Raw genomic sequence first — 24,257 nt, forward strand, 5'->3', positions numbered from 1 at the left:
GAAACAGGCATGTTCAACGAGATTTTCATCGCGCCCTTTGCCGACATGATCGCGGCGCCCGATTTCCTGCTGCAGGTGCTGTGGGAGGGGCTGGTTTCGGGCATCCTCTATGCGCTGATCGCGCTGGGCTTCGTTCTGATTTTCCGGTCCTCCCGGATCTTCAACTTCGCGCAGGGCATCATGGTCGTCTTCGCGGCGCTGACGCTGGTGGGCCTGCATGCGATGGGCGTGCCCGCGTGGATCTGCGTGCTGCTGACGCTGGGCGTTATGTTCGTGCTGGCCGTCGTGATCGAACGGGTGGTGCTGCGGCCCCTTGTGGGCCAGCCCGACATCATCCTGTTCATGGCCACCATCGGCATCACGCTGTTCCTGATCGGGTTCGGAGAGGTCATCTTCGGCGGCGAGAACAAGGTGATGATCACCGAGGAACTGGGTATTCCAACCGGCTCCGTCCTGCTGGAGCCGTTCGGGGGCCTGCTGATCCTTGAACAGAAGGACATCACGGCGGTCGTGGTTGCGGCCCTGCTGGTCGTCGCGCTGCTGGTTTTCCTGAACTACACCCGCATGGGGCGCGCGATCCGTGCGCTGGGGGACGACAGCCAGGCGGCGCTGTCGGTCGGCATCTCGATCCAGACGATCTGGGTGCTGGTGTGGTTCATCGCGGGCATCATCGCGCTGGTCACCGGCATTGCCTGGGGCGCCCGCGCAGGCGTGTCCTTTGCGCTGGAGGTGATCGCCTACAAGGCGCTGCCGGTTCTTATGCTGGGCGGGCTGGAAAGCATCGCGGGCGCCATCATCGGCGGTCTGATGATCGGGCTGCTGGAGAAACTGTTCGAGATCTACTGGGGCCAGCCGCTTCTGGGCGGGAACACCGAGACATGGTTCGCCTTCGTGCTGGCGCTGATCGTGCTGCTCTTCCGGCCTCAGGGGCTGTTCGGGGAAAAAATCATCGAAAGGGTTTAGCGCAGCCCCGGGGCTGCGTGACCAAAAGGGGTGAGGCCAGTGGCAAAGCTGATTGCGATCCTGAACGTGGTGGCATGGTCCGGTTTCTGGGCCTTCGGCTATCTTGCCGTGACGACCGATCCCGACCTGGGCTCGCGCATGGTCATGGCGGCGGTGCTGGCCGCGGTTGGCGGGGGGCTCGGGCTCTGGGCGTGGTTCTGGCTGGTGCGCCACTCGGAAGAAATCGGTTACGCTCGGGCACCGAAACGCGCCGAGCGCACGAATGACGAAGTGGAAATAGGATGAACTTGGTACCCCGTATCGCACTGGCCGCCGCCCTGACACTGGCCGGGGGCGTATCCGCGCAAGCCACCTGCGCGCCGATCGATACGCCTGCCGCCAATGCGGGGCTGGAAAAGATCAAGGCCGACATCGCCGCCGGCGATTACAAGGCGGCTTTCACCGGGTTCGAAGTTTCGGACGATGAAAAGAAGATGCTTACCGATCAGTTCGCACAGGCGATGGGCACTGATGGCAGCCCGTGCAAGACCCTGCGCCGGCTGGCCCACAGCCCCTATTTCATGAACGAGATCGTGCTTTACGAAGTGGCGCCGACCCGCCTGATCTACCTGGTGATCAGCGGCGAGACGGATGGCGACGCCTTCCGCCTGATCGATCTGAGTTTCACCAGCAAGTACCACGAAGTCCGCCCTTTGATGTTCTGAAGCGGACCTGACGACCCAGACAAGGAAACACCACATGTTCTACCGCACTGCCGGACAGTTCAAGACGACCTACCGCGACGACCAGGCGCTGTTTCCGATCCGTCAGGACGCCGTGCTGGTCGCGGTGATCCTGATCCTTGCCTGGGCCGTCTTCCCGTTCATCGCGACGGAATTCGCGTTCCAGACGCTGCTGATCCCGATCCTGATCTATTCGCTGGCGGCCCTGGGCCTGAACGTGCTGACGGGCTATGCCGGGCAGCTGTCGCTCGGCACCGCGGCCTTCATGGGTGTGGGTGCCTATGCCTGCTACAAGATGCTGACGATCATGCCGTGGCTCGACCCGATCGTGGCGATCCTTCTGTCGGGGTTCTTCAGCGCCGGGGTCGGGGTGATGTTCGGCATCCCCAGCCTGCGGATCAAGGGCTTCTACCTGGCCATCGCGACGCTGGCCGCGCAGTTCTTCCTTGTCTGGCTGTTCGAGAAATGGGCCTGGCTTTACAACTACAACGCATCGGGCGCCATTCAGGCACCGAACATCACGTCGGTCTTTTCCGGGGGCACCTATGTCAGCGGGCCGCTGGCCACGTCGTTCACGCAGTACTACATGGTGCTGGGGATCACGACGCTCCTGACCATCCTGACGATCAACCTGACCCGCGGCACGCTGGGGCGGACGTGGAAGGCCACGCGCGACATGGATTTCGCGGCCGAACTGATCGGGATCAACCTGATGCGGTCCAAGCTGTCGGCCTTCGCGGTGTCGTCCTACATCGTGGGCGTGGCCGGCGCGCTCTTCGTCTTCATGTGGCGCGGGGCGGCGGAACCCAACCTGTTCGACATCCCGCTGTCCTTCACGATCCTCTTCATCGCCATCATCGGCGGGCTGGGATCGATCCTGGGCAACTATCTGGGCGCGATCCTGATCGTGGGCCTGCCGGTGGTCTTGAACACGGTGCCGGCGGCACTTGGCCTGCCTCTGGAATCCGCCTTTGTCGAACACCTGAACCTGATGATCGTCGGCGGGCTGATCATCTTCTTCCTGATCGTCGAGCCGCACGGCCTTGCGCGCCTGTGGGGGCTTGCCCGCCAGAAGCTTATCGTCTGGCCGTTCCCGTACTGACGGGGCCGGCTGCAACCTGAAGTCATCGCAAAGAGAATTCCAAGGGAGGAACTCGATGAAACACTTCACCAGACTTGCCGCTGCGGCGCTGGCCGTCACGGTCGCTGCCACGTCGGCCCCGGCGCAGGAGACAGAGGAACTTTTCGTTCCGAACCTCGCCTACCGGACCGGACCTTTCGCTGCCACCGGCATCCCGCTGATGAACGGCCAGCGCGACTATGCGCAGATGCTGAACGCCCGCGACGGCGGTGTCGGCGGCGTCATGCTGAACTTCGAGGAATGCGAAACCGGCTACAACACGCAGAAGGGCGTGGAGTGCTACGAGAAGACCAAGGGCGAGGCCATCGTGACCCAGCCATGGTCGACCGGCATCACTCTGCAGGTCCTGCCCAAGACAAACGTCGACAAGATCCCCGTTCTGGCCCCCGGCTACGGCTTTTCGCCGATGGCCGACGGCAAGGTGTTCCAGTGGGCCTTCAACGTGCCCGGGTCGTACTGGGATGCGGCGTCGATGATCCTGAAATACATCTCCGGCGGCGATCTGGGCTCGCTCAATGGCAAGACCATCGCCTTCCTGCATCTGGATCACCCCTACGGCAAGGAACCTTTGCCGTTCATGGAGGCCATGGAAAAGGAACATGGCTTCAAGCTTGAGCCGATCCCGGTCGGTCTGAAGGAAATGCAGAACCAGTCGGCCCAGTGGCTTCAGATCCGCCGCCTGCGTCCCGATTACGTCGTGATGTGGGGCTGGGGGGCGATGAACGCCGGCGCCATCACCGAAGCCGTGAAGACCAAGTTCCCGATGGACAAGTTCGTCGGTGTCTGGTGGTCCAGCCATGATGCCGACCTGCGGATCGTCGGCGAAAAGGGCAAGGGCTACAAGGCGATCTCGTTCTCGCGCCCCGTGCTCGACGCGCCGGTGCTGAGCGATCTCGAAGACTACGTCTATTCCAAGGGTGACTCGCTGGCCAGCGAGGAGGAACGCCAGGGCGTGTTCTACAATCGAGGGCTGGTCATCTCGATGATCCTGACCGAAGCGATCGCAACGGCGCAGAAGCATTTCGACAAGGCCGTTATCGGCCCCGAGGACCTGCGCTGGGGGCTTGAGAACCTCAACATCACGGATGAGCGCCTGGAAGAGCTGGGCATGTCCGGCATGGTGGCGCCGTTCTCGACGTCCTGTGGTGACCACACCGGGCATTCCGGCGGCTGGATCCTGGAATGGGACGGTGAGAAGTTCGTGCAGGCGTCCGACCACCTGACGCCCGACAGCGAAGTGATCCGCCCGATGGAGATCGCGGGCGCCAAGGCCTATGCCGAGGAAAACGCGCCCTGGCCGGTCAATGAAAGCTGCGACGCCCAGGCGGGCTGAGCGAACACGTCCCGGCGCGCTGCCCGCGCCGGGGCATTCCCCTGTACGAGGACGAGACCATGCTCGACGCCGGCGAGACCCGCGAGACGCTTCTCGAAGTGAACAATATCGAGGTGATCTACAATCACGTGATCCTCGTTCTGAAAGGCGTCAGCCTGTCGGTCCCCAAGGGCGGCATCATCGCGCTTCTGGGCGGCAACGGCGCGGGCAAGACGACGACGCTGAAAGCGATCTCGAACCTGCTGCATTCCGAACGCGGCGAGGTGACGAAGGGTTCGGTCAAGTACCGCGGCAAGGACGTGCACAACGAAGATCCGTCCGCGCTGGTGCGCAAGGGCGTGATCCAGGTGATGGAAGGGCGGCACTGCTTTTCGCACCTGACCGTGGAAGAAAACCTGATGACGGGCTTCTACACGCGGCGCGAAGGGCGCGCGGCGATGATGAACGACCTCGATCTGGTCTATAGCTATTTCCCGCGCCTGAAGGAGCGCCGCAATTCACAGGCCGGCTACACCTCGGGCGGCGAACAGCAGATGGTGGCCATCGGCCGCGCGCTGATGTCGAAGCCCGAAACCATCCTTCTGGACGAGCCGTCGATGGGCCTTGCACCGCAGCTGGTGGAAGAGATCTTCGGCATCGTTAAGAACCTGAACGAACAGGAGGGCGTGTCCTTCCTTCTGGCCGAACAGAACACCAACGTGGCGCTCAGGTTCGCGCATTACGGCTATATCCTTGAATCGGGCCGCGTGGTGATGGACGGCCCGGCGGCCGAACTGCGCGAGAACCCGGACGTGAAGGAATTTTACCTAGGCATGGCCGAGGAGGGCCGGAAGTCGTTCCGCGACGTCCGCTCCTACCGTCGCCGCAAGAGGTGGCTGAGCTGACCGGCCAACCATGGACCCGACCTGAGACGATGACCGAACCGAAACCCGTCCGACGACCGCATATACCCGGCAGAGCGCGGAGTTTGCCCTGATGACAACGTATTTCGACACTCTCGAAACCCGCAGCGCGGACGAACGGGCCGCCGATCTGGCAACGGCCCTGCCGCAACAAATCGCCCGCGCCAAGGCCCTGCCGGGCTATGCGCAAACCTTTGCGGATGTCGATCCGGCCAGCATCACCGATGTTGCGGCCTTGGCAACTTTGCCCGTGCTGCGCAAATCCGACCTTGGCAAGGCGCAGGCCGCCCATCCGCCCTTCGGGGGCTTCACGGTGAAGCCGCCCGCGGGAAATGCCCATGTCTTCCAGTCCCCCGGCCCGATTTACGAACCGGGCGGCATCGGCGCTGACTGGTGGCGCGCGGGCCGCGCGATGTTCGCCGTGGGGATCGGGGCCGGCGATATCGTCCAGAACTGTTTCAGCTATCACCTGACACCCGCGGGCATGATGTTCGAAAACGGCGCCCGTGCCATTGGCGCCGCCGTGCTGCCGGCCGGCACCGGCCAGACCGAGCTTCAGGCCCGCGCCGCGCATGACATCGGCGTCACCGCCTATGCCGGCACGCCGGATTACCTGAAGGTGATCCTCGACAAGGCCGGGGAGATGGGGCTCGCGCTCAAGATCACCAAGGCGGCGGTCGGCGGCGGTGCGCTGTTCCCGTCGCTGCGACAGGAATACGCCGACCGCGGGATCCTGTGCCGGCAGAGCTACGGCACCGCCGATCTGGGCAGCGTGGCCTACGAGACGAAGGCAATGGAGGGCATGATCGTCGACGAAGGCGTGATCGTCGAAATCGTGACCCCCGGCACCGGCACGCCGGTTGCGCCGGGCGAGGTGGGGGAGGTCGTGGTGACGACGCTCAACCCCGATTACCCGCTGATCCGCTTCGCGACCGGTGACATGAGTGCGGTCCTGGAAGGCGAAAGCCCCTGCGGGCGGACCAATATGCGGATCAAGGGCTGGATGGGCCGTGCGGATCAAACCACCAAGATCAAGGGCATGTTCGTGCGCCCCGAACAGGTGGCGGCACTCGTCGGCAAGCACACCGAGATCGTGAAGGCCCGCGTTGTGGCGGGGCGCGATGGCGAGATGGACACGATGACCGTCCGGATCGAAGCGGATGGCGGCGATGCCGATGCCTACGGGCGAACGGTTGCCGACGTGCTGAAGCTGAAGGGCCGGATCGAGGTTGTCTCTCCCGGCAGCCTGCCCAAGGACGGGCTCGTGATCGAGGATGCACGCAGTTACGACTGACAATCTTGGCCGGGACCGGAACCGGTTTGAAAAAGGCCGCTTACAAGAGCCTTCTGGAAAGGCTCTTGCCGGAACAGCCGCTGCTGTTCGGCTTGAGGGTCATCGGCGGGGATGGCGTGGCCGACGCAACGGCCCGATTGACCGACGCGCGTCAAGCCACGATGTCTTCTTCAAACACGATCTGACGATTGGGGAGACATCATGAAGACGAGAATCACCGAACTGTTCGGCATCGAACACCCGATCATGCAGGGCGGCATGCACTATGTGGGCTTTGCCGAACTGGCGGCGGCGGTATCGAACGCCGGCGGTATCGGCACCATCACCGGGCTGACGCAGAAGACACCCGGCGACCTTGCCAACGAGATCGCCAAGTGCCGCGACCTGACCGACAAGCCCTTCGCCGTCAACCTGACCTTCCTGCCCACGGTGAACGCGCCCGACTATCCGGGCTATGTAAAGGCGATCATCGAAGGCGGCGTGACGGTCGTCGAAACCGCCGGCCGCAACCCGCAGGAGGTCCTGCCCTACCTGAAGGATGCTGGCATCAAGGTGATCCACAAGTGTACCTCGGTCCGCCATTCGTTGAAGGCGCAGGAGATCGGCTGCGATGCGGTGTCCGTCGACGGGTTCGAATGTGGCGGCCATCCGGGCGAGGACGACATCCCCAACATGATTCTGCTGCCCCGCGCGGCGGACGAACTGGAGATCCCGTTCCTCGCCTCGGGCGGCATGGCCGATGCGCGCAGCCTTGTCGCCTCGCTGGCGATGGGGGCTGACGGCATGAACATGGGCACCCGTTTCATCGCCACGAAAGAGGCGCCAGTGCATGAGAACGTGAAGCAGGCGATCGTGGCCGCGTCGGAACTGGACACGCGGCTGGTCATGCGCCCGCTGCGGAACACCGAACGTGTGCTGACCAACGACGCCGTCGAACGACTGCTGGAGAAGGAACGCAGGCTGGGCGCCGATCTGAAGTTCGAGGACATCATCGAAGAGGTCGCGGGCGTCTACCCCAAGATCATGATGGAGGGCGAGATGGAGGCAGGCGCCTGGTCCTGCGGCATGGTCGCGGGCCTGATCCACGACATCCCGACCTGCGCCGAGTTGATCGGCGGAATCATGAAAGAGGCCGACAGCCTGATCAAGGACCGCCTCGCGGGTCTGGCGGCATGAGCTACAAGACGCTCGACCTGGCCATCGCCGACGGCATCGCCCGGATCACGCTGAACCGGCCCGATCAGGCCAATGCGCTGGACAGGACCATGGCGCAGGAGCTGTTCGCCGCGTCGCTCGCCGTCTCCACCGATCCGTCGGTGCGGGCGGTCCTGCTGACAGGGCGGGGGAAGCTGTTTTGCGGCGGCGGCGATCTGGCGGCGATGGACGCGGCCGGCGACGGTCGCGAGGCGATGCTCCTGGAGATGGCCACGCTGCTGCACCAGGCGATCATCCGGTTCAATTCGATGGATGCGCCCATGGTCGTCGCGGTGAATGGCGCAGCCGGTGGGGCGGGGTTTTCGATCCTGCTGGCGGGCGATTACGTCATCGCGGCAGACACGGCGAAGTTCGTGTCTGGCTACACCGCCTCGGGGCTGACGCCCGATGGATCTTCGACGCATTTCCTGGCCAAGCACGTGGGTCTGTTGCGCGCGAAGGAACTGATGCTGACCAACCGTCCGCTTTCGGCGCGGGAGGCCTGCGAATGGGGCCTCGTCAGCCGGGTGGTGCCGCACGAAAGCCTTGGGGAGGAGGCCGAAGCGATGGCGCGCCAGTTCGCCGACGGGCCGACGAAGGCGTTCGGCGGGGTGAAACGGCTTCTGCAGACAACCTATTCCGACAGCATCGAGGCGCAGCTGGAGAAGGAATCTGTCAGCATCGCGAAGATGGTGACGACGGAAGACGGCCCGCATGGCATCCGGTCGTTCCTGAACAAGGTCAAACCCGTCTTCAAGGGACGCTAGGCGCACGGATTGCTGCGGGCGCGCGTCTGTCGTAGATCCGTGGGACCAGCCCCAGCCGGGAGATCGGCCGGGGCCCAACGGTCGAAGGGCAGGGCGGCGTGACGGATGTGGTGACAGGAACCGGGGCGATGCCGCGCCGCAGGGTGACCGGCACGCGCGGGCTCAAGATCCTGTCCTTTCTGATCGCCATGATCTGCCTTCTGCCGATCGTCGCCGTGGCGCTGGCGGCCGTGACGGGCGGGCTCGATTCCGTACTGCACCTGTGGTCGACCGTCCTGCCGCGCTATACCCTGACGACGCTTGTTCTTGTGACGTTGGTCGCCGCAGGCACGTTCTCCATCGGGGTCGGTACGGCCTGGCTGGTGACGATGACGCGTTTTCCCGGCGTCCGCGTGCTGGAGGTGCTGCTGGTCCTGCCGCTGGCCTTCCCGGCCTATGTGCTGGCCTATGCCTATACTTTCGTGCTGGACCATCCCGGCATCGTGCAATCCACCCTGCGCCAGGTCACCGGTTGGGGTCCGCGAGACTACTGGTTCCCGGAAGTCCGATCCATCGGCGGCGCGGCGGTGATGTTCGTGCTGGTGCTGTATCCCTACGTTTACCTGCTGGCCCGGGCCGCCTTCCTGCAGCAAAGCAGCGGGGCGCTACTGGCCGCGCGCACGCTGGGCGACAGCGCATGGGCCGCGTTCCGGCGGGTCAGCCTGCCGATGGCCCGGCCCGCCATCGCCGCGGGCGTGCTGCTGACGGTGATGGAGACCATCGCCGATTTCGGCACCGTGTCCTATTTCGGCGTCCAGACCTTCGCGACCGGCCTTTACACCAGCTGGTTTTCCTTCGCCGACAGGGCCGGGGCCGCGCAGCTGGCCCTGTGCCTTCTGGTCTTCGCGCTGATGCTGGCCGTGTTCGAACGCGCGCAGCGGGGCGAGGCGCGGTTTCACCAAGCGGGCAAACGGTCGATGCGGATGCCTGCCGCCGATCTGACGGGGGGACGGGCGGCGGCTGCTGCCGTCTTCTGCGCGATCCCGGTCCTCTGCGGCTTCATCCTGCCTTGCGTGATCCTTCTGTCGATGGGCATCGGATCGGAACAGGATCTGCTGGGCCGCCGGTACCAGGGCTTCGTCCGGAACTCCCTGACACTGGCCGGCACCGCCGCGTTGATCACCGTGGGAGCGGCCATCGTCGTGGGCTTCTACCAGCGGCTGGCCCCGGGGCGCAATTCGGCCGGGGCGGCCTATGTCGCGCGGCTGGGCTATGCCGTGCCGGGGGGCGTGATCGCCGTTGGTCTGCTGGTGCCCTTCGCGGCCTTCGACAACGCGCTTGATGCGTGGATGCGCGAGACGTTCGATGTATCGACGGGGCTCCTGATCACCGGATCGATCTGGCTTCTGGTGGCGGCCTACATGGTTCGCTTCCTTGCCGCGGCCCTTGGCGCTTACGAGGGCGGGCAAGCGACGGTGCATGTGAACATGGATGCGGCGGCACGGTCGCTGGGGCAGACGCCCTTGGGCGCACTGCGCCGCGTGCATCTGCCGATCCTGACGCCCAGCCTGCTGACTGGGCTTCTGATCGTGTTCGTCGACGTGATGAAGGAACTGCCCGCGACGCTGATCCTGCGGCCGTTCAACTTCGACACGCTGGCGGTGCAGGCCTACCGGCTGGCCTCGGACGAGCGCCTGGAAGGGGCGGCGGTGCCGTCGCTGGTGATCGTGGCCGTGGGGCTTCTGCCGGTGATCCTGATCTGTCGTCAGGTCGGGCGGCACAAATGAAACCGGCGCCCGAAGGCGCCGGAATTGATCTGACCATTGGTCCGAACGGGCCGGTTACTTCCAGCCGACGTCGTTGAAGATCTTCTGCGCGGTGCCAAGGTTCTGTGCCACGGCGGACAGGTCCACCGTGTCGGGCTTGAATGCGCCCAGTTTCTGCACCGGCTCGGCCATGGCCACGCCGTCGACAACCGGGAATTCGTTGTTGCCGGCCGAGAAGTATTCCTGCGCCTGATCGGTGGCGAGGTATTCAAGGAACGCCAGCGCCGCTTCCGGGTTGGGCGCATGGGCCGCCATACCGCCGCCCGACAGGTTCATGTGGGCGCCGTTGCCGTCCTGATCCGGGAAAACCCAGCCGATCGTGTCGATGGATTCGGTCACGCCGCTGACGTCACCGCCAAGGGCACGGGCGAAGTAATAGCTGTTCGACACCGCGATGTCGCATTCGCCCGACACCACGCCGCGGATCTGGTCGGTGTCGCCGCCCTGCGGGTCGCGCGCCATGTTGTCAACGATGCCCTGCGCCCAGTCGCGGGCGGTTTCTTCGCCGTGGTTCTCGATGATCGAGGCCAGCAGCGTCTGGTTGTAGGTGTTGGTCGAGGACCGGATGCAGATCTTGCCCTTGTACTCGGGATCGGCAAGCTCGAGGTAGGTCTGCGGCGGCTCGGGCATGTCGGTCTTGTCGTAGAAGATGATCCGCGCGCGCTGGCTGAAGCCGAACCACTGGTTGTCGCTGTCCTGCAGGTTGTCCGGGATACGCTCTTCCAACGTGGCGCTTTCGACCGGTTGCAGCAGGCCCATGTCCTTCGCGCGCTTCAGGCGCGAGGTGTCGACCGTCAGCAGGATATCGGCGGGGCTGTTCGCGCCTTCTGCGTCCATCCGGGCCATCAGCTCGTCGGCGTTGCCTTCGATGCGGTTGATGGTGATGCCGGTGGATTCTTCGAAGTCGGTGTAAAGCCGTTCGTCGGTGTCGTAGTGGCGGGACGAATACAGGTTCAGTTCGTCGGCACCGGCGGCGAGCGGTGCGCCCATGGCAATTACGGCTGCAAGGGCGGCGCTGTGAACACGACGCCCCAGCAGGGCGCGGAAAGGGGTGACATCAGTGCTGGTCATGCGGAATCCTTATCTCCTCCGGCCGGAGCGACATTGCTCCGTTGCATATGCATCGCCTGCTCAACCTGTGGGGTCAATGTAAACCGAGTAAAATCATCGGGAATGAACGGATCGGTTTACCGGATACCCGGAAACAATGAATAGCCAAACGCCGAAAGGGCCGCCCGGAGATCCGGAGCGGCCCTTTCGGCAGGGTCTTCCACGCGGCGCCTTAAGGGCCCACGCGCAGGATCAGCCCTGGCGCGCCTTGAATTTGCGCTGGGTCTTGTTGATGACGTAGACGCGGCCCTTGCGGCGCACGACACGGCAATCGCGATGGCGGTTCTTGAGCGACCGCAGCGAGTTTCTGACCTTCATGGTCTGTCTCCGTTCCGTGTGGCGCCGCGGGGGCACCGGTTTGTCGGGTGTTTCGCAGATTACGAAACAGTTAATGCATGGTGGGCGATACTGGGATTGAACCAGTGACCCCTACGATGTCAACGTAGTGCTCTACCGCTGAGCTAACCGCCCCTGCACCGTGGCGCCAAACACATGCATATGCTTGCGAATTTTCGCTTGCATCAGGCCGAACCGGGAAGGTCCGAAACACGCGCTCCGCGCCGGTTCGGGCTCTATAAAAGGAGTCGCGGGGCTATTCAAGGGCTTTTGGTGCGGTGCAGATATGCGCTATCCTGACGCTGGAAGGAGACAGGATGATCGCCGAAGCCTATCGTCTGATCGAGCCGGTTGTAAGGCGGTCGAGCGTGGTGTTCGCCTCGCCGCACAGCGCCAGTTCCTATCCCGTCGACTTCGTGCGCCGCAGCCTTCTGGACAAGCACTCGATCAGGTCCTCGGAAGACGCATTCGTCGATCAGTTGTTCAATGAAGCGCCCGATTTCGGGGCGCCTCTGCTGCTGTCGGGTGCGCCGCGGGCCTACGTGGACATGAACCGCAGCCCGGATGAATTGGACCCGGCATTGATCGAAGGTGTGCCGCCCCAGGCGCACAATCCGCGCGTGGCCTCGGGCCTTGGGGTCATCCCGCGATTCGTGGCCAACGGCCGCGCGATCTACCGCGGCAAGATCACCCTTTCCGAAGCGCAGCGGCGGATCGACCTGTACTGGCGGCCCTATCACGACGAAATACAGCGACAGCTTGAAATCTCGCACGCGCTGTTCGGCAACGCGATCCTCATCGATTGCCATTCCATGCCGCACGAGGCGCTGGACAGCGTCGTGCGCCGCGGCGTGGCCCGGCCCGAGATCGTGCTGGGCGACCGTTACGGCGCCGCCGCCGGGGCGGATATCGTCGACCGGGTCGAAGCGGCGTTCCAGGCGGTTGGGCTGGTGGTTGCGCGCAACACGCCCTTCGCGGGCGCCTTCGTCACGCAGGCTTACGGGCGCCCCTCGCGCCGGCAGCACGCAATCCAGATCGAGATCGACCGCGCGCTGTACATGGATGAACGCCGGATCGAGCCGAACGCGCGGTTCCACACCTTCCGCGAAATACTGAAGCAGGTGATCGCCGAGATCACGGCGCTGGGATACGACGAACTGTCCCTTGCAGCGGAATAGGTCTCAGGCGCTCAGCTTGCCCGGATCGTGTTCCGGCTCGGGCGCCAGGTCCACGGGACAGCCAGCGGTCCCGGCCGATTGCAGGACCCGCGATATCAACGTCTCGGCTTCCCACCTTTTCAGGCACAGACGTGCCGCCAGACTGTCGTCGGTCTCCATGTCGTCGAAGATCGCATCGGGAAGCTGGTCTTCCAGCGCCCGTAGCGCGACATCGCCGGAATAGAGGCTTTCGGCTTCGATCCCGTTGGCGGTCACGATCTCGTGCCGGTCCATCAGGAAGTGGAAATAGGTGACGGTGCCTGCGGTGTCTTCACGGCTGACGCCGGGCAGGCCCAGAAGTGCGACCGCGGGCACAAGGACTTCGCCCGCACCGAACATCAGTTCTGCATCCGCGGTAGAGATCAGAATGCGATGCTGGGCCGAAACCCGCAGCGTTTCCCGCGGCAGGTTCTGTCCAAGCGCGCCCGCCTCGATCCGGATGGTGCGCAGTTTCTTGCGTCGCCGCATCACCTCAGGCTCGATCGTGCGCGACCCGATCCAGCGGACCGGCTGCACGCCGTTGTCGCGCGTCATGACAAGGTCGCCTATCGCAAGTGTTTCCACCGGGCGTGTTCCCGAAGGCGTCGAAATCCGGGTGCCGGCGACAAAGCAGGGGAACACCGGATAGCCGGGATCGCCGGCCACCACGAAATTCTCGCCCGAGTATTCGACGGGAACTTGCTGGAAAGAGCCGTTGTCGCCGAACGGGGCACTGTTTGACAGGTACAGGTTGCTGCTTGAAAACGGGGAGCCGGTATTGCTTCCGTTTACGTACATCCGCAAGTTGGAGTTCAGGTAGGCGATGTTCGCGCCGGTCTGGTTGTTTTCCTGCAGATCAAGGTCGTTCGGATTCTGGCCGCGGACTTCGGATTCGAAGATACCGTCGCCATCCAGATCGACCTCGAAAAGCCTGATCCGTGCGGCGTTGGGAAGTGTCTCTTCGTCGGTCCCGTCATTATTGACGTCTTCTTCGACGATCTCGTTCGATTTGTATGTCAGCCTGACCTGGGCGTTGGGCGCCGCCGTAATCGTACCACCCATATTGTCGTCGAAATTCTGGTTGAACGGCTGGCTTGTCGGTTGGACCCGCAACGGATTGTTGGCGTCGCCGGGGTTGCCCACGATGTTGCCGTTCGCGAAGAACTTGTAGGAGAACGTGACCGAGATATCAGTCGCCATCGGGGGCTCCATTCCAGGGGGCCGGTGCCCGCACCGGGACCGGCGACGATGCCGCGTTATGAATTCATTGCCCCTTCGCCTAGCAGCGAGCGAGGCAAAAGTCACCCGAAACTGCGTGCGAAGGGCACAAATGGCGCGATTTTCGGCCATTTCGCACGCGTCAACGCAGTGTTCGGCCCTTTATTATGGCCTTTTCACCAAATCTCTTCCTGATGTCGTCAGTTGCGCGTTCGGCTTTCGACCGAGTCGCGGCGCCCGGATCCAGCAGATCGCCGGACAGATCGGCCCGGTCTTCCGGGCACAGATCGGACAGGCCGCATCCCAGCAGGCGGAACGGCCCGGCGGATTCGGCCTGGTCCAGCAACCCGCGCGCCGTGCGGTAAAGCGTGTCGGCCATCTGCGTGGGCGAGCGCAGCGAAACGCGCCGGGTCAGTGTCTTGTGGTTGGCCCGCTTCAGCTTCAGCGTAACGACGCGCCCCGCGATCCCCTTGGCCTTCGCGCGGGCCGATACCTTTTCCGCCATCCGCCACAGGTGACCGTCCAGCAGGGCCGGATTGCCCGTATCTTCGAAGAACGTCGTTTCGTTCGAGATCGAGCGCACCGGTTCGTTGGCCGAAACGCGGCGAAAGTCCTCTCCGCGGGCCAGATGGTACAGCCGGTCGCCCATCGACCCGAACCGCGCCACCAGATCGGTCTTCTCCCAGCGCAAGAGATCGGCAAAGCTGCGAATCCCAGCCCGGTCCAGCGATTCCTGCGCTGCCGGACCGATCCCCCAGATCAGGCGCACGGGCTTGTCGCGCAGGAAGGCGGCGGTTTCGGCCCGCCCGATCACGGAAAACCCCCGCGGCTTGTCGAGGTCGGATGCCACCTTGGCCAGGAACTTGTTGTGCGACAAACCGATGGAGCCCGTGAGCCCCAGGTCGTCCTTCATCCGCTTGATGAGCCCCGCCAGCATCACTGCGGGCGGCGCGCCGTGCAGGCGTTCGGTGCCGGTAAGGTCCATGAACGCCTCGTCCAGCGACAGGGGTTCTACTACGGGAGTCAGCGCATCCATCATCGCGCGGATCTCGCGGCTGATGCCGGCATAGACCTCCATCCGCGGGGATAGCACGACGGCCTCGGGGCACAGCTCTAGCGCCTTGAACATCGGCATGGCCGACCGCACGCCGCGAATCCGTGCGACATAGCAGGCCGTCGACACCACGCCGCGCCGGCCGCCGCCGATGATCACCGGCTTGTCGGCCAGCGCCGGATCGTTGCGCTTTTCGACCGAGGCATAGAACGCGTCGCAATCCATGTGCGCGATGGTCAGGCTGAAAAGCTCGGGATGGGACAGCATCCGCAGGCTGCCGCAATCCGGGCAGCGCGCGTGGCCCCTGGTTGGCGGTTGCCAAGCCTCCCACCATGCCAGACAGTCCCGGCAAAGCGCAGGTTGCGGCCCCCGGGGCGCAGTGATGTCGTTTCGTGGCATGGCGGTTCGGGCAGTGCTGTTGGGGCGCAAGCGCCTTGGGCCCTTATCTTGCGTGATGCGGGGGCTTTTTCAATCACCCGCGGGTGCGTGGTGCAAGGGGACGGGTGCGATGACGGCGTTTGTTGGAGCGAAGCTCGCGCTTTTCGCCGGGCCGGAACTGGTGGTGATCGAGCGGGACGACATCCCGACGATCGACTGGCCGGGCTTTCTGGATTTCCCCGGCGGCGGGCGCGAGGGTTGCGAATCCCCTGTCGCCTGCGCTCTGCGCGAGACGCACGAGGAACTGGGATTGAAAGTGCCCGAGACGGAACTCGTCTGGCAGCGTCTCTATCCGCACCCATTGGGACAGGTCTGGTTCTTCGCCGCGCATCTGGAGGCGCGGGTGGCGCAGGACATCCGCTTCGGGGATGAAGGGCTGGGCTGGCGGCTGATGACGCCCGCGGCCTACATGGCGCATCCGAGGGCCACGCCGCAATTCCGGTCGCGGTTGCAGGACTACCTGCGCGAGTCGGGCCGGACGCCCTAGCCAAAGATATCCAGCTTCAGCGGCAGCAGCTCGCCCATCCAGATCGCGTGATCGCGGTGATCTTCCAGATCGTGGCCGGTGTCGGGATGCGTGAAGACGGTCAGCCCGTCGCGGTGCAGCGCGAGCCACGGCACGATCTGCGCGAAGGCGTCGGGTCCGAAGGCCAGCTGGCAGCTCCACCGTGGATGGGGGCCCACGTTCTTTTCGTGCACGCGGCCCATTTCCGCGCCGAACCGGTCGCGCACCGTTTCACACAGCGCCCGCGCCTTATCGACGGTCGCGGCGTCGAAATAGACATGTGCGTGGTAGCCCTTGATTTCGGTCATCTGCGTCTCCGTCCGCTGGGAGTGCCGTCAGTATTGCAGATGTGCAGGGGCTTCACGAGCGGGTGCCGCGAACAGCGTCTGTGCAGCGCCGGACAGGTTCCCGCCAAAAAAATCCCCGAGGCTTTCGCCCGGGGCTAGTGAAGAACGAACCCAGGAAGAGGACAGGTCCGTTACGGGGAGTGTAGGGACCAGTGTCTGCCTTCCGGGGGCATCCGGGAAGGCAGGAATTCCGGACCCGCCATGTTGTTGTAACCGCGACACGACGGCCGCCCTGAAAGCGGGCGCTCGTGCTCGGTTTGAAGGCGGTCTGTTGTCGCCGGGTCAGGCGCCGGCCAGTTCCTGAAGGATTGCCTGCGCGGCCTCGCGCGGGGAGGGCGCGTTGACGATCGGCCGGGCGACCACGATGTGGTCAGCCCCGTCGCCGATGGCGGCGCCCGGCGTCGCGACGCGCTTCTGATCGCCCATGGCGCTGCCTTCAGGCCGCACGCCCGGCGTGACGATCAGGCGGCCCGCCGCTTCCGGCAGGGCGCGGATCCTGATGATTTCGCGGGGCGAACAGATGATGCCGTCGGCCCCGGCCTCGAACGCGCGGGCGGCCCGTTCGGTCACCACGTCCGCCAGATCGCCATCCCGGATCATGCCGGCATCCAGATCGGTGCGGTCGAGCGACGTCAGCACCGTGACCGCAAGGATCTTCATGTCGGACTTGGCCGCGCCTTCCTTGGCGGCGCGGACGACATGCGGGTCGCCATGCACCGTCAGGAAATCCAGATCGAACTGGGCCAGACCGCGCACCGCCGCTTCCACCGTGTTGCCGATATCGAAGAGCTTCATGTCGAGGAAGATGCGCTTGCCATGCTCCATCTTCAGCTCGTTTGCCAGCGCCAGTCCGCCGCCCGTGAGCATCCCCAGGCCGATCTTGTAGAAGTTGACCGCGTCGCCCAGCGTCTGCGCCATCTGCAAGCCGGCGACGGCGTTGCCCACATCCAGTCCGACGATCAGGCGGTCATCCGGTTTTGCAGGCATCCGGCGGCTCCGTTTTTGCGAAAGGGTCCGCCGGCTCCTACACGTTCGGGTGGCGTTTTGTCTATCCCGCGCGATCGATCTCGGTTGCCAGCAGCTTCAGTTGGTCACTCAGCCGAATTTCCGGCATCCGCTTCATCTGGCGCAGCGCATCGCCCAGAAGCGCGCACCTGAGCACTTGCGGATCCACGTCGGCGGGAAGCTCGGCCATGCAGTGAAGCCAGGTCACCCCGCTTTCGCGCTGAACCGCGACATCGGAATGGTATGTCTTCGTGCTGTTGCAGAAGACGGTTCGCGCAATTTCAAAGCCAGTTACAGTCACTCTTTAACCCCTCAGTACACATACAATTCGAATATCAATTTTGACTCATCCGAGCGCCGGACCTAGTAGCCGATTTTCGTCGTTGTAACCGTTCTGTAACATTGACCCGGCGTCAGGACACTTCGATGTCATACGTGTTGGACAGGTATTGTAAGCCGAGATTCAGGGCCTGCGATCTTGAACGGGGCGGGGCTGATCCCATCTTTGAACCAAGGCCCGACCCACGGTGTGCTGCCAGGCAGGCACCGACATATCCGGGCGCTTTTGAAGGAGACCAGTGATGGACTTGAACAAGTTCACGGAACGCGCCCGCGGCTTCGTGCAGGCGGCGCAGACCATAGCAATTCGCGAAGGCCACCAGCGGCTTTCGCCGGAACATCTGCTGAAAGCATTGATGGACGACGATCAGGGGCTTGCAAGCAACCTGATCACCCGTGCCGGCGGTGAACCCGCCCGCGTGGTCGAGGCGTTGACGCTTGCCATGGGCAAGATCCCGAAGGTCAGCGGCGATACCGGCCAAATCTACATGGACACGACCACGGTCAAGATCCTGGACGAGGCGGAAAAGATCGCCTCGAAAGCCGGGGACAGCTTCGTGCCGGTCGAACGTGTGCTGATGGCGCTGGCGCTGGTGAAATCGCCGGCGAAAACGGCTCTGGATGCCGGCAACGTTTCGGCGCAGGCGCTGAATGGCGCGATCAACGATATCCGCAAGGGCCGGACCGCCGACAGCGCGACGGCCGAAGAAGGCTATGAAGCGTTGAAGAAATACGCGCGCGACCTGACGGAGGCCGCGGCCGAAGGCAAGATCGACCCGATCATCGGGCGGGACGATGAGATCCGCCGGTCGATGCAGGTGCTGTCGCGCCGGACCAAGAACAACCCTGTCCTGATCGGGGAACCCGGCGTCGGTAAAACGGCGATCGCGGAAGGTCTGGCCTTGCGCATCATCAACGGCGACGTGCCCGAAAGCCTGCGCGACAAGAAGCTGCTGGCGCTCGACATGGGCGCACTGATCGCCGGGGCGAAATACCGCGGGGAGTTCGAGGAGCGGCTGAAATCGGTCCTGTCCGAGGTGACCGATGCCGCCGGCGAAATCATCCTGTTCATCGACGAGATGCACACCCTTATCGGGGCCGGCAAGGCCGATGGCGCGATGGATGCGGCCAACCTGATCAAGCCTGCGCTTGCACGGGGTGAACTGCACTGCGTTGGCGCCACGACACTGGATGAATACCGCAAATACGTGGAAAAAGATGCGGCCCTTGCGCGCCGGTTCCAGCCCATCGTGGTGCAGGAACCGACCGAGGAGGACACGATATCGATCCTCCGCGGCATCAAGGAGAAGTACGAACTGCACCACGGCGTGCGGATTTCGGACAGTGCCCTGGTGGCGGCGGCGCAGTTGTCGCATCGCTACATCACCGACCGATTCCTGCCCGACAAGGCCATCGACCTGATGGACGAGGCCGCCTCGCGCCTGCGGATGGAAGTGGATTCGAAGCCCGAGGAACTGGACGCGCTCGACAGGCAGATCCTGCAGATGCAGATCGAAGCCGAAGCGCTGCGGGCGGAAGACGACGCGGCCTCGAAGGATCGTCTGGAGAAGCTGGAGCGTGAACTGGCCGACCTGCAGGAACATTCGGCCGAGATGACAGCGACCTGGCAGGCCGAACGCGACAAGCTGGCCGGCGCGCGGGATCTGAAGGAGCAGCTCGACCATGCGCGGGCGGAACTTGAAATCGCCAAGCGCGAAGGCAACCTGGCCAAGGCGGGGGAGCTTTCCTACGGCGTGATCCCGGGGCTGGAAAAGCAGCTGGCAGAGGCCGAGCAGCAGGAAGACGACGGCGTGATGGTGGCCGAAACCGTGCGGCCCGAACAGATTGCCGAGGTCGTGGAACGCTGGACGGGCATTCCGACGTCGAAGATGCTGGAAGGCGACCGCGAAAAGCTGCTGCGGATGGAAAAGGAACTGCATTCGCGCGTTATCGGTCAGGATACGGCCGTGACCGCGGTGGCCAATGCCGTTCGCCGCGCGCGGGCCGGACTGAACGACGAGAACCGGCCGCTGGGCTCGTTCCTGTTCCTTGGCCCCACGGGTGTGGGCAAGACCGAGCTGACGAAGGCGGTGGCGAATTTCCTGTTCGACGACGACAACGCGATGGTCCGCATCGACATGTCGGAGTTCATGGAAAAGCACGCCGTGTCGCGCCTGATCGGTGCGCCCCCGGGCTATGTCGGCTACGATGAAGGCGGTGTGCTGACGGAAGCGGTGCGGCGGCGGCCCTACCAGGTCGTCCTGTTCGACGAGGTCGAGAAGGCCCACCCCGATGTCTTCAACGTGCTGTTGCAGGTTCTGGACGACGGTGTGCTGACCGATGGTCAGGGCCGCCGGGTCGACTTCAAGCAGACACTGATCGTGCTGACGTCGAACCTTGGCGCACAGGCGCTGAGCCAGTTGCCCGAAGGCGGCAATGTGACCGAGGCGCGGCGGCACGTGATGGATGCGGTCCGGGCGCATTTCCGGCCCGAGTTCCTGAACCGTCTGGACGAGACCGTGATCTTCGACCGGCTGGGCCGGCAGGACATGGGCGGCATCGTTGAAATCCAGATGAAGCGGCTGCTGAAGCGGCTGGCGGATCGCAAGATCAATCTTGAGCTGGACGAGGCGGCGACGCAGTGGCTGGCCGATGAAGGCTATGATCCGGTCTTCGGCGCGCGGCCCCTGAAACGGGTGATCCAGCGGGCGCTTCAGAACCCGCTGGCCGAGATGCTGCTGTCGGGCGACATCCTCGACGGATCCACCGTTCCGGTGACGGCCGGACCGGACGGTCTGATCATCGGCGACAGGATCGCCGCGTCCAACCGGCAGCCGCCGGAAGATGCGGTTGTCCACTAATCCGGACATCACGTTGGGAGGCCGCTGATTTGAAGCGGCCTGGCCGGGTCCGGGGCACATGCCTCGGGACCGGCAAGGCGTTCAAGAAAACGCCTTTTCGGCCCCGTGCGCAGCGCCGGACGTGGGGATCGCCTGATGCCGATCCCGCTCACTAATCCGGCAATTCCACATGGTACGGCTTGATCGGCAGGCACTTCCCGCCCAATGTCGGCGCGCGGCGTGGCACCGTCCCGCCGGATACCTAGTGTGGAGCCTTCTATGCCCTCGATGCCCATTGCTGAACATGCGCTCCTGATCATTGCGCTGGTCATTACCCTTTTGTTCGGGCTGACCGTGCTGACCGCCATTGTATTTTTCGTGGTGGACCGCTGGCAGACCGGCGACGCCATTCGCCGCAACTACCCGGTCATCGGCCGGTTCCGGTATCTTTTCAGCGATCTGGGCGAGTTCTTCCGGCAGTACTTCTTCGCCATGGACCGCGAGGAAATGCCCTTCAACCGCGCGCAACGCAGCTGGATCGAACGCGCGGCGGAAGGGCAATCGAACACGCTGGCTTTCGGGTCCACCCGGAACCTTGGGATTCCCGGCACCGCGATTTTCGTGAATTCCTTCTTCCCGCCTCTGGAACAGCAATATGCCACGACGAAACCCTTGCTGATCGGTCCCGGCGCGCGGCATCCTTATCTTGCCCCGTCGTTCTTCAATATCTCGGGCATGAGCTATGGCGCGATCTCGAAACCGGCCGTGCAAGCGCTGAGCCAGGGCGCGAAGGAGGCCGGGATCTGGATGAACACCGGCGAAGGGGCGCTAAGCTCGTACCACCTGGAAGGTGGGTGTGACATCGTCTTCCAGATCGGCACCGCGAAATACGGGGTCCGTAACAAGGAGGGCCACCTGAGCGACGAGAAACTGCGCGAGGTCGCCGCCCATGAAACCGTGCGCATGTTCGAGATCAAGCTGAGCCAGGGTGCGAAACCCGGCAAGGGCGGCATCCTTCCGGGCGCGAAGATCAGCCCTGAGATCGCGATGATCCGCGGTATCGAACCGGGTCAAGATTCGATATCCCCCAACCGCCATGCCGAGATCAACACCTTCGACGACCTGATCGACATGATCGGCCACGTGCGCGAGGTCACGGGCAAGCCTGTGGGCATCAAGATGGTGGTGGGGTCCGAGGTCTTCGTGCGGGAATTCTTCGACACCATCGTCGCGCGCGGGGCGGACAGCGCGCCCGACTTCATCACGCTGGACGGCGGGGAAGGCGGAACCGGGGCCGCCCCGATGCCGCTTCTCGACCTGGTGGGCATGTCGATCCGGGATTCGCTGCCGCTTGTCGTCAACGTCCGCGATGAGTGCGAACTGAAGGAACGGATCCGGATCGTGGCCGCGGGAAAGCTGATCAATCCGGGCGACGTGGCGTGGGCCATCGCGGCGGGGGCCGACTTCGTCACTTCCGCCCGGGGCTTCATGTTCTCTCTGGGCTGCATCCAGGCGTTGAAGTGCAACAAGAATACCTGCCCGACCGGCATCACCACCCATGACCCGCATCTGCAGAAGGGGCTTGTCGTGGAACGCAAGCACGCCCGTGTCGCCCGCTATGCGCGGGAGATGATCCACGAGGTAGAAACCATCGCCCATTCCGTCGGCGTGGCCGAGCCGCGGATGATGGGGCGGCGGCATGTGCGGATAGTGCAGTCGGACGGCCGGTCGGTGCCGTTCAGCCAGATCTATCCCAGCGTGAACCCGGTGATTGAAACATCCATCTCCCAGACGTGAGAAGGCTTTGCTTGGCGGAGCGGGTTGCGGGCGCTACCTCCGATACAAGCAATGAATGGAGCCTCGCCCGATGGCACGACGCTGGATCAACGACCTTACCCGGAACGACATCACCCCCTATCCGGCCTACCTGAACCGGCGCCAGCTGATCGCGGGCATGGCCGGCGGGGCAGGGGCGGCGGCGCTGGGATCCATCGCCGGGCCGGCCCACGCGGAAACGCTGGAGCCCAACAGCTGGGATGACATCACCAGCTACAACAACTTCTACGAATTCGGCACGGGCAAGAGCGATCCCAAGGAATACGCGCACCTGATGTCGACGTCGCCGTGGTCGGTCGAGATCGACGGGCTGGTCGACAGGCCGGGCACCTATTCCTTCGACGACATCATGTCGAACATGACGATCGAGGAACGGATCTACCGGTTCCGCTGTGTCGAGGCTTGGTCGATGATCATCCCATGGAACGGGTTCGAACTGTCGGATCTTCTGGCCATGGCCGGCGTGCAGGACGGCGCGAGATACGTGGCCTTCCAGACACTCTATCGCCCGGACGAGATGCCGGGGACCCGGTATCCGGTGCTCGATTGGCCCTATGTCGAAGGTCTGCGCATGGACGAGGCGATGAATCCGCTGACGATCATGGCGACGGGTATCTACGGCAAGCCGATCCCCAACCAGAACGGCGCGCCCCTTCGGCTCGTTGTGCCATGGAAGTACGGGTACAAGTCGATCAAGTCGATCGTGAAGATCTCGCTGGTGGCGGACGAGCCGCCGACATCGTGGAACGAGGCCAACCCGCGCGAATACGGCTTCTATTCCAACGTGAACCCGAATGTCAGCCACCCGCGGTGGAGCCAGGCCAGCGAACGCGTCATCGGTGGCGGCCTGTTCGCCAAACGCGAGCCGACGCTGATGTTCAACGGGTACGAAAAGGAAGTGGCCTCCATGTACGAAGGCATGGACCTCGAAAAGTACCACTAAGAGGCCGGTCATGGTGCAATCGCTGAACACCGTTCTCCGCCGGCTGCCGATCTGGCCGCTCTATGTGTTGTGCGCTCTCTATATAGTGCAGCTCTTCGTGCGGGGGGTGATCGGGCAGCTTGGCGTCGATCCCGTGAAGGCGATGGAACATGCGCTGGGGGAAAAGGCGCTCTGGTTGCTGATCGTGACACTGACCGTGACGCCACTTCGCACGTGGACCGGTATAACGCTTTTGCGCTTTCGCCGGGCCCTCGGGCTGATCACCTTCTTCCTGGCACTTGCCCACTTCACCGTCTGGCTGGTGCTCGACGTGCAGATCCTGTCGCAGATCTGGGCGGACATCCTGAAACGTCCCTATGTAACGGTGGGCTTTGCGGCCTTCCTTCTGATGCTGCCCCTTGCGGTGACATCCAACGCGGCTTCGATCCGGCGTATGGGCGCTGGATCGTGGCGACGGCTGCACAAGCTCATCTATCCGTCCGCGGTTCTGGCAGCGGTGCATTTCGTGATGCTGGCCAAGGGATTTCAGATCGAACCGCTGATCTATTTGGGAATCATCGCGATTCTCCTGGCCTCGCGCCTGCCGATCGGCCGCTGGCGCGCCGCGATTCTAAGCTGAAGATCCCGAGTCGCGCTGCCTTCCCAAGGGTCAGTCTGGGGATAACCCTGTGGGATTCTCCCTGTGCTTGGCCCGAGAGCCTATTCTGCAATCAAACCGATAGCACCGTGCGAGGCGCCCGTGGCCGCTTTTCAGCAATAATCCATACATAACACCATGTTTTCATGCAGTTTTCATAAACTGCCAAAAAAAGTTCACGAATCTCCCGATTTCCCTCTTGCGGGTACTGACCCCAATCCGTAGATAGCCCCTCACCGGCGGCGCTGAGGCGCACGACGGGGCGGCCAGAGCGGAACGGACGGGAGTTCGGGAGGTTCTGGCGAGAGAATTTTGAGGCATTTCGGGCGGGG

25 protein-coding genes and 1 tRNA gene are annotated in these 24,257 nt (G+C 63.8%); 17 read left to right on the forward strand and 9 right to left on the reverse strand.

Translation table 11 applies throughout. The annotated features are described in order from the left end of the window. Positions 1-9: 9 nt before the first annotated feature. From D4754_RS20295 to D4754_RS20340, 11 genes are all read left to right on the forward strand, one after another. On the forward strand, positions 10-963 hold the full coding sequence (locus D4754_RS20295; RefSeq protein WP_121067294.1) for a branched-chain amino acid ABC transporter permease: 954 nt from the start codon (positions 10-12) through the stop codon (positions 961-963). A gap of 39 nt (positions 964-1,002) precedes the next feature. Continuing rightward, the gene (locus D4754_RS20300; RefSeq protein WP_121067297.1) at positions 1,003-1,248 is read left to right on the forward strand and encodes a hypothetical protein; all 246 of its coding nucleotides are present in this window, start codon (positions 1,003-1,005) and stop codon (positions 1,246-1,248) included. Further along, positions 1,245-1,667: a hypothetical protein gene (locus tag D4754_RS20305; protein ID WP_121067300.1), complete on the forward strand. Its 423-nt coding sequence runs from the start codon at positions 1,245-1,247 to the stop codon at positions 1,665-1,667. Before D4754_RS20300 ends, D4754_RS20305 begins: the two co-directional genes overlap by 4 nt. Before the next feature lie 34 nt (positions 1,668-1,701). Beyond that, entirely contained in the window at positions 1,702-2,787 is a 1,086-nt protein-coding gene (locus tag D4754_RS20310; RefSeq protein WP_121067303.1) for a branched-chain amino acid ABC transporter permease, read from the forward strand. A 55-nt stretch (positions 2,788-2,842) separates the two neighbouring features. Next, a complete protein-coding gene (locus D4754_RS20315; RefSeq protein WP_121067307.1) occupies positions 2,843-4,159 on the forward strand; it encodes an ABC transporter substrate-binding protein in 1,317 nt (438 codons plus the stop codon). 59 nt (positions 4,160-4,218) lie between these two features. Then, positions 4,219-5,043, forward strand: a complete 825-nt coding sequence (locus D4754_RS20320; protein WP_121067311.1) for an ABC transporter ATP-binding protein — start codon at positions 4,219-4,221, stop codon at positions 5,041-5,043. 91 nt (positions 5,044-5,134) lie between these two features. Beyond that, the gene (locus tag D4754_RS20325; RefSeq protein WP_121067314.1) at positions 5,135-6,355 is read left to right on the forward strand and encodes a phenylacetate--CoA ligase family protein; all 1,221 of its coding nucleotides are present in this window, start codon (positions 5,135-5,137) and stop codon (positions 6,353-6,355) included. Between the two features lie 5 nt (positions 6,356-6,360). Then, complete coding sequence (locus D4754_RS24120) at positions 6,361-6,540, forward strand: hypothetical protein (protein ID WP_163026000.1); 180 nt, start codon at positions 6,361-6,363, stop codon at positions 6,538-6,540. Between the two features lie 16 nt (positions 6,541-6,556). Next, a complete protein-coding gene (locus D4754_RS20330; RefSeq protein WP_121067317.1) occupies positions 6,557-7,531 on the forward strand; it encodes an NAD(P)H-dependent flavin oxidoreductase in 975 nt (324 codons plus the stop codon). Further along, positions 7,528-8,316, forward strand: a complete 789-nt coding sequence (locus D4754_RS20335; RefSeq protein WP_121067320.1) for an enoyl-CoA hydratase/isomerase family protein — start codon at positions 7,528-7,530, stop codon at positions 8,314-8,316. The genes D4754_RS20330 and D4754_RS20335 overlap by 4 nt, the downstream gene beginning before the upstream one ends. A 128-nt stretch (positions 8,317-8,444) precedes the next feature. Then, positions 8,445-10,082 carry an ABC transporter permease gene (locus D4754_RS20340; RefSeq protein WP_121067323.1) on the forward strand — a complete coding sequence of 546 codons (1,638 nt, stop codon included), beginning with the start codon at positions 8,445-8,447 and terminating at the stop codon, positions 10,080-10,082. A 54-nt stretch (positions 10,083-10,136) separates the two neighbouring features. Here the strand turns inward: D4754_RS20340 and D4754_RS20345 are convergent, their stop codons facing one another. The 3 genes from D4754_RS20345 to D4754_RS20355 all read right to left on the reverse strand — a co-directional run bounded on the left by D4754_RS20345 (position 10,137) and on the right by D4754_RS20355 (position 11,702). Beyond that, complete coding sequence (locus D4754_RS20345; RefSeq protein ID WP_121067389.1) at positions 10,137-11,111, reverse strand: Fe(3+) ABC transporter substrate-binding protein; 975 nt, start codon at positions 11,109-11,111, stop codon at positions 10,137-10,139. A gap of 312 nt (positions 11,112-11,423) precedes the next feature. Continuing rightward, positions 11,424-11,549, reverse strand: coding sequence for a type B 50S ribosomal protein L36 (gene ykgO / locus D4754_RS20350; protein ID WP_068338904.1), 126 nt, complete (start codon positions 11,547-11,549; stop codon positions 11,424-11,426). Between the two features lie 78 nt (positions 11,550-11,627). Further along, positions 11,628-11,702: transfer RNA gene (locus D4754_RS20355), tRNA-Val, on the reverse strand. 182 nt (positions 11,703-11,884) lie between these two features. On the opposite strand from D4754_RS20355, the gene D4754_RS20360 reads away from it, so the two are divergent. Next, positions 11,885-12,745: an N-formylglutamate amidohydrolase gene (locus tag D4754_RS20360; RefSeq protein WP_121067326.1), complete on the forward strand. Its 861-nt coding sequence runs from the start codon at positions 11,885-11,887 to the stop codon at positions 12,743-12,745. Between the two features lie 3 nt (positions 12,746-12,748). On the opposite strand, the gene D4754_RS20365 is transcribed toward D4754_RS20360, so the two are convergent. Beyond that, a complete protein-coding gene (locus D4754_RS20365) occupies positions 12,749-13,963 on the reverse strand; it encodes a Hint domain-containing protein (RefSeq protein ID WP_163026001.1) in 1,215 nt (404 codons plus the stop codon). A gap of 160 nt (positions 13,964-14,123) precedes the next feature. Next, the gene (locus D4754_RS20370; RefSeq protein ID WP_121067332.1) at positions 14,124-15,434 is read right to left on the reverse strand and encodes a DNA polymerase IV; all 1,311 of its coding nucleotides are present in this window, start codon (positions 15,432-15,434) and stop codon (positions 14,124-14,126) included. Positions 15,435-15,543: 109 nt separating this feature from the next. Between D4754_RS20370 and D4754_RS20375 the strand changes: the two genes are divergently transcribed. After that, entirely contained in the window at positions 15,544-15,960 is a 417-nt protein-coding gene (locus tag D4754_RS20375; protein WP_121067335.1) for an NUDIX hydrolase, read from the forward strand. Here the strand turns inward: D4754_RS20375 and D4754_RS20380 are convergent. The 3 genes from D4754_RS20380 to D4754_RS20390 all read right to left on the reverse strand — a co-directional run bounded on the left by D4754_RS20380 (position 15,957) and on the right by D4754_RS20390 (position 17,631). Continuing rightward, positions 15,957-16,286: a DOPA 4,5-dioxygenase family protein gene (locus tag D4754_RS20380; protein ID WP_121067338.1), complete on the reverse strand. Its 330-nt coding sequence runs from the start codon at positions 16,284-16,286 to the stop codon at positions 15,957-15,959. The genes D4754_RS20375 and D4754_RS20380 overlap by 4 nt on opposite strands. Positions 16,287-16,607: 321 nt before the next feature. After that, a complete protein-coding gene (gene pyrF, locus D4754_RS20385) occupies positions 16,608-17,312 on the reverse strand; it encodes an orotidine-5'-phosphate decarboxylase (protein ID WP_121067341.1) in 705 nt (234 codons plus the stop codon). A gap of 61 nt (positions 17,313-17,373) precedes the next feature. After that, positions 17,374-17,631 (reverse strand): hypothetical protein, encoded by a 258-nt coding sequence (locus D4754_RS20390; RefSeq protein WP_121067344.1) that lies wholly within the window; start codon positions 17,629-17,631, stop codon positions 17,374-17,376. A 280-nt stretch (positions 17,632-17,911) separates the two neighbouring features. On the opposite strand from D4754_RS20390, the gene clpB reads away from it, so the two are divergent. From clpB to msrQ, 4 genes are all read left to right on the forward strand, one after another. Beyond that, complete coding sequence (clpB, locus tag D4754_RS20395) at positions 17,912-20,530, forward strand: ATP-dependent chaperone ClpB (RefSeq protein ID WP_121067347.1); 2,619 nt, start codon at positions 17,912-17,914, stop codon at positions 20,528-20,530. Between the two features lie 267 nt (positions 20,531-20,797). After that, on the forward strand, positions 20,798-22,306 hold the full coding sequence (locus D4754_RS20400; RefSeq protein ID WP_121067392.1) for an FMN-binding glutamate synthase family protein: 1,509 nt from the start codon (positions 20,798-20,800) through the stop codon (positions 22,304-22,306). 70 nt (positions 22,307-22,376) lie between these two features. After that, entirely contained in the window at positions 22,377-23,288 is a 912-nt protein-coding gene (gene msrP / locus D4754_RS20405) for a protein-methionine-sulfoxide reductase catalytic subunit MsrP (protein ID WP_121067350.1), read from the forward strand. A gap of 10 nt (positions 23,289-23,298) precedes the next feature. Further along, positions 23,299-23,907: a protein-methionine-sulfoxide reductase heme-binding subunit MsrQ gene (gene msrQ, locus D4754_RS20410; protein WP_121067353.1), complete on the forward strand. Its 609-nt coding sequence runs from the start codon at positions 23,299-23,301 to the stop codon at positions 23,905-23,907. Between the two features lie 91 nt (positions 23,908-23,998). Here the strand turns inward: msrQ and D4754_RS24275 are convergent. After that, on the reverse strand, positions 23,999-24,257 hold a 259-nt coding region (locus tag D4754_RS24275), incomplete at its 5' end, for a hypothetical protein (protein WP_205589680.1).

This window comes from Chachezhania antarctica (assembly GCF_003646465.1).
Taxonomy (GTDB): Bacteria; Pseudomonadota; Alphaproteobacteria; order Rhodobacterales; family Rhodobacteraceae; genus Chachezhania; species Chachezhania antarctica.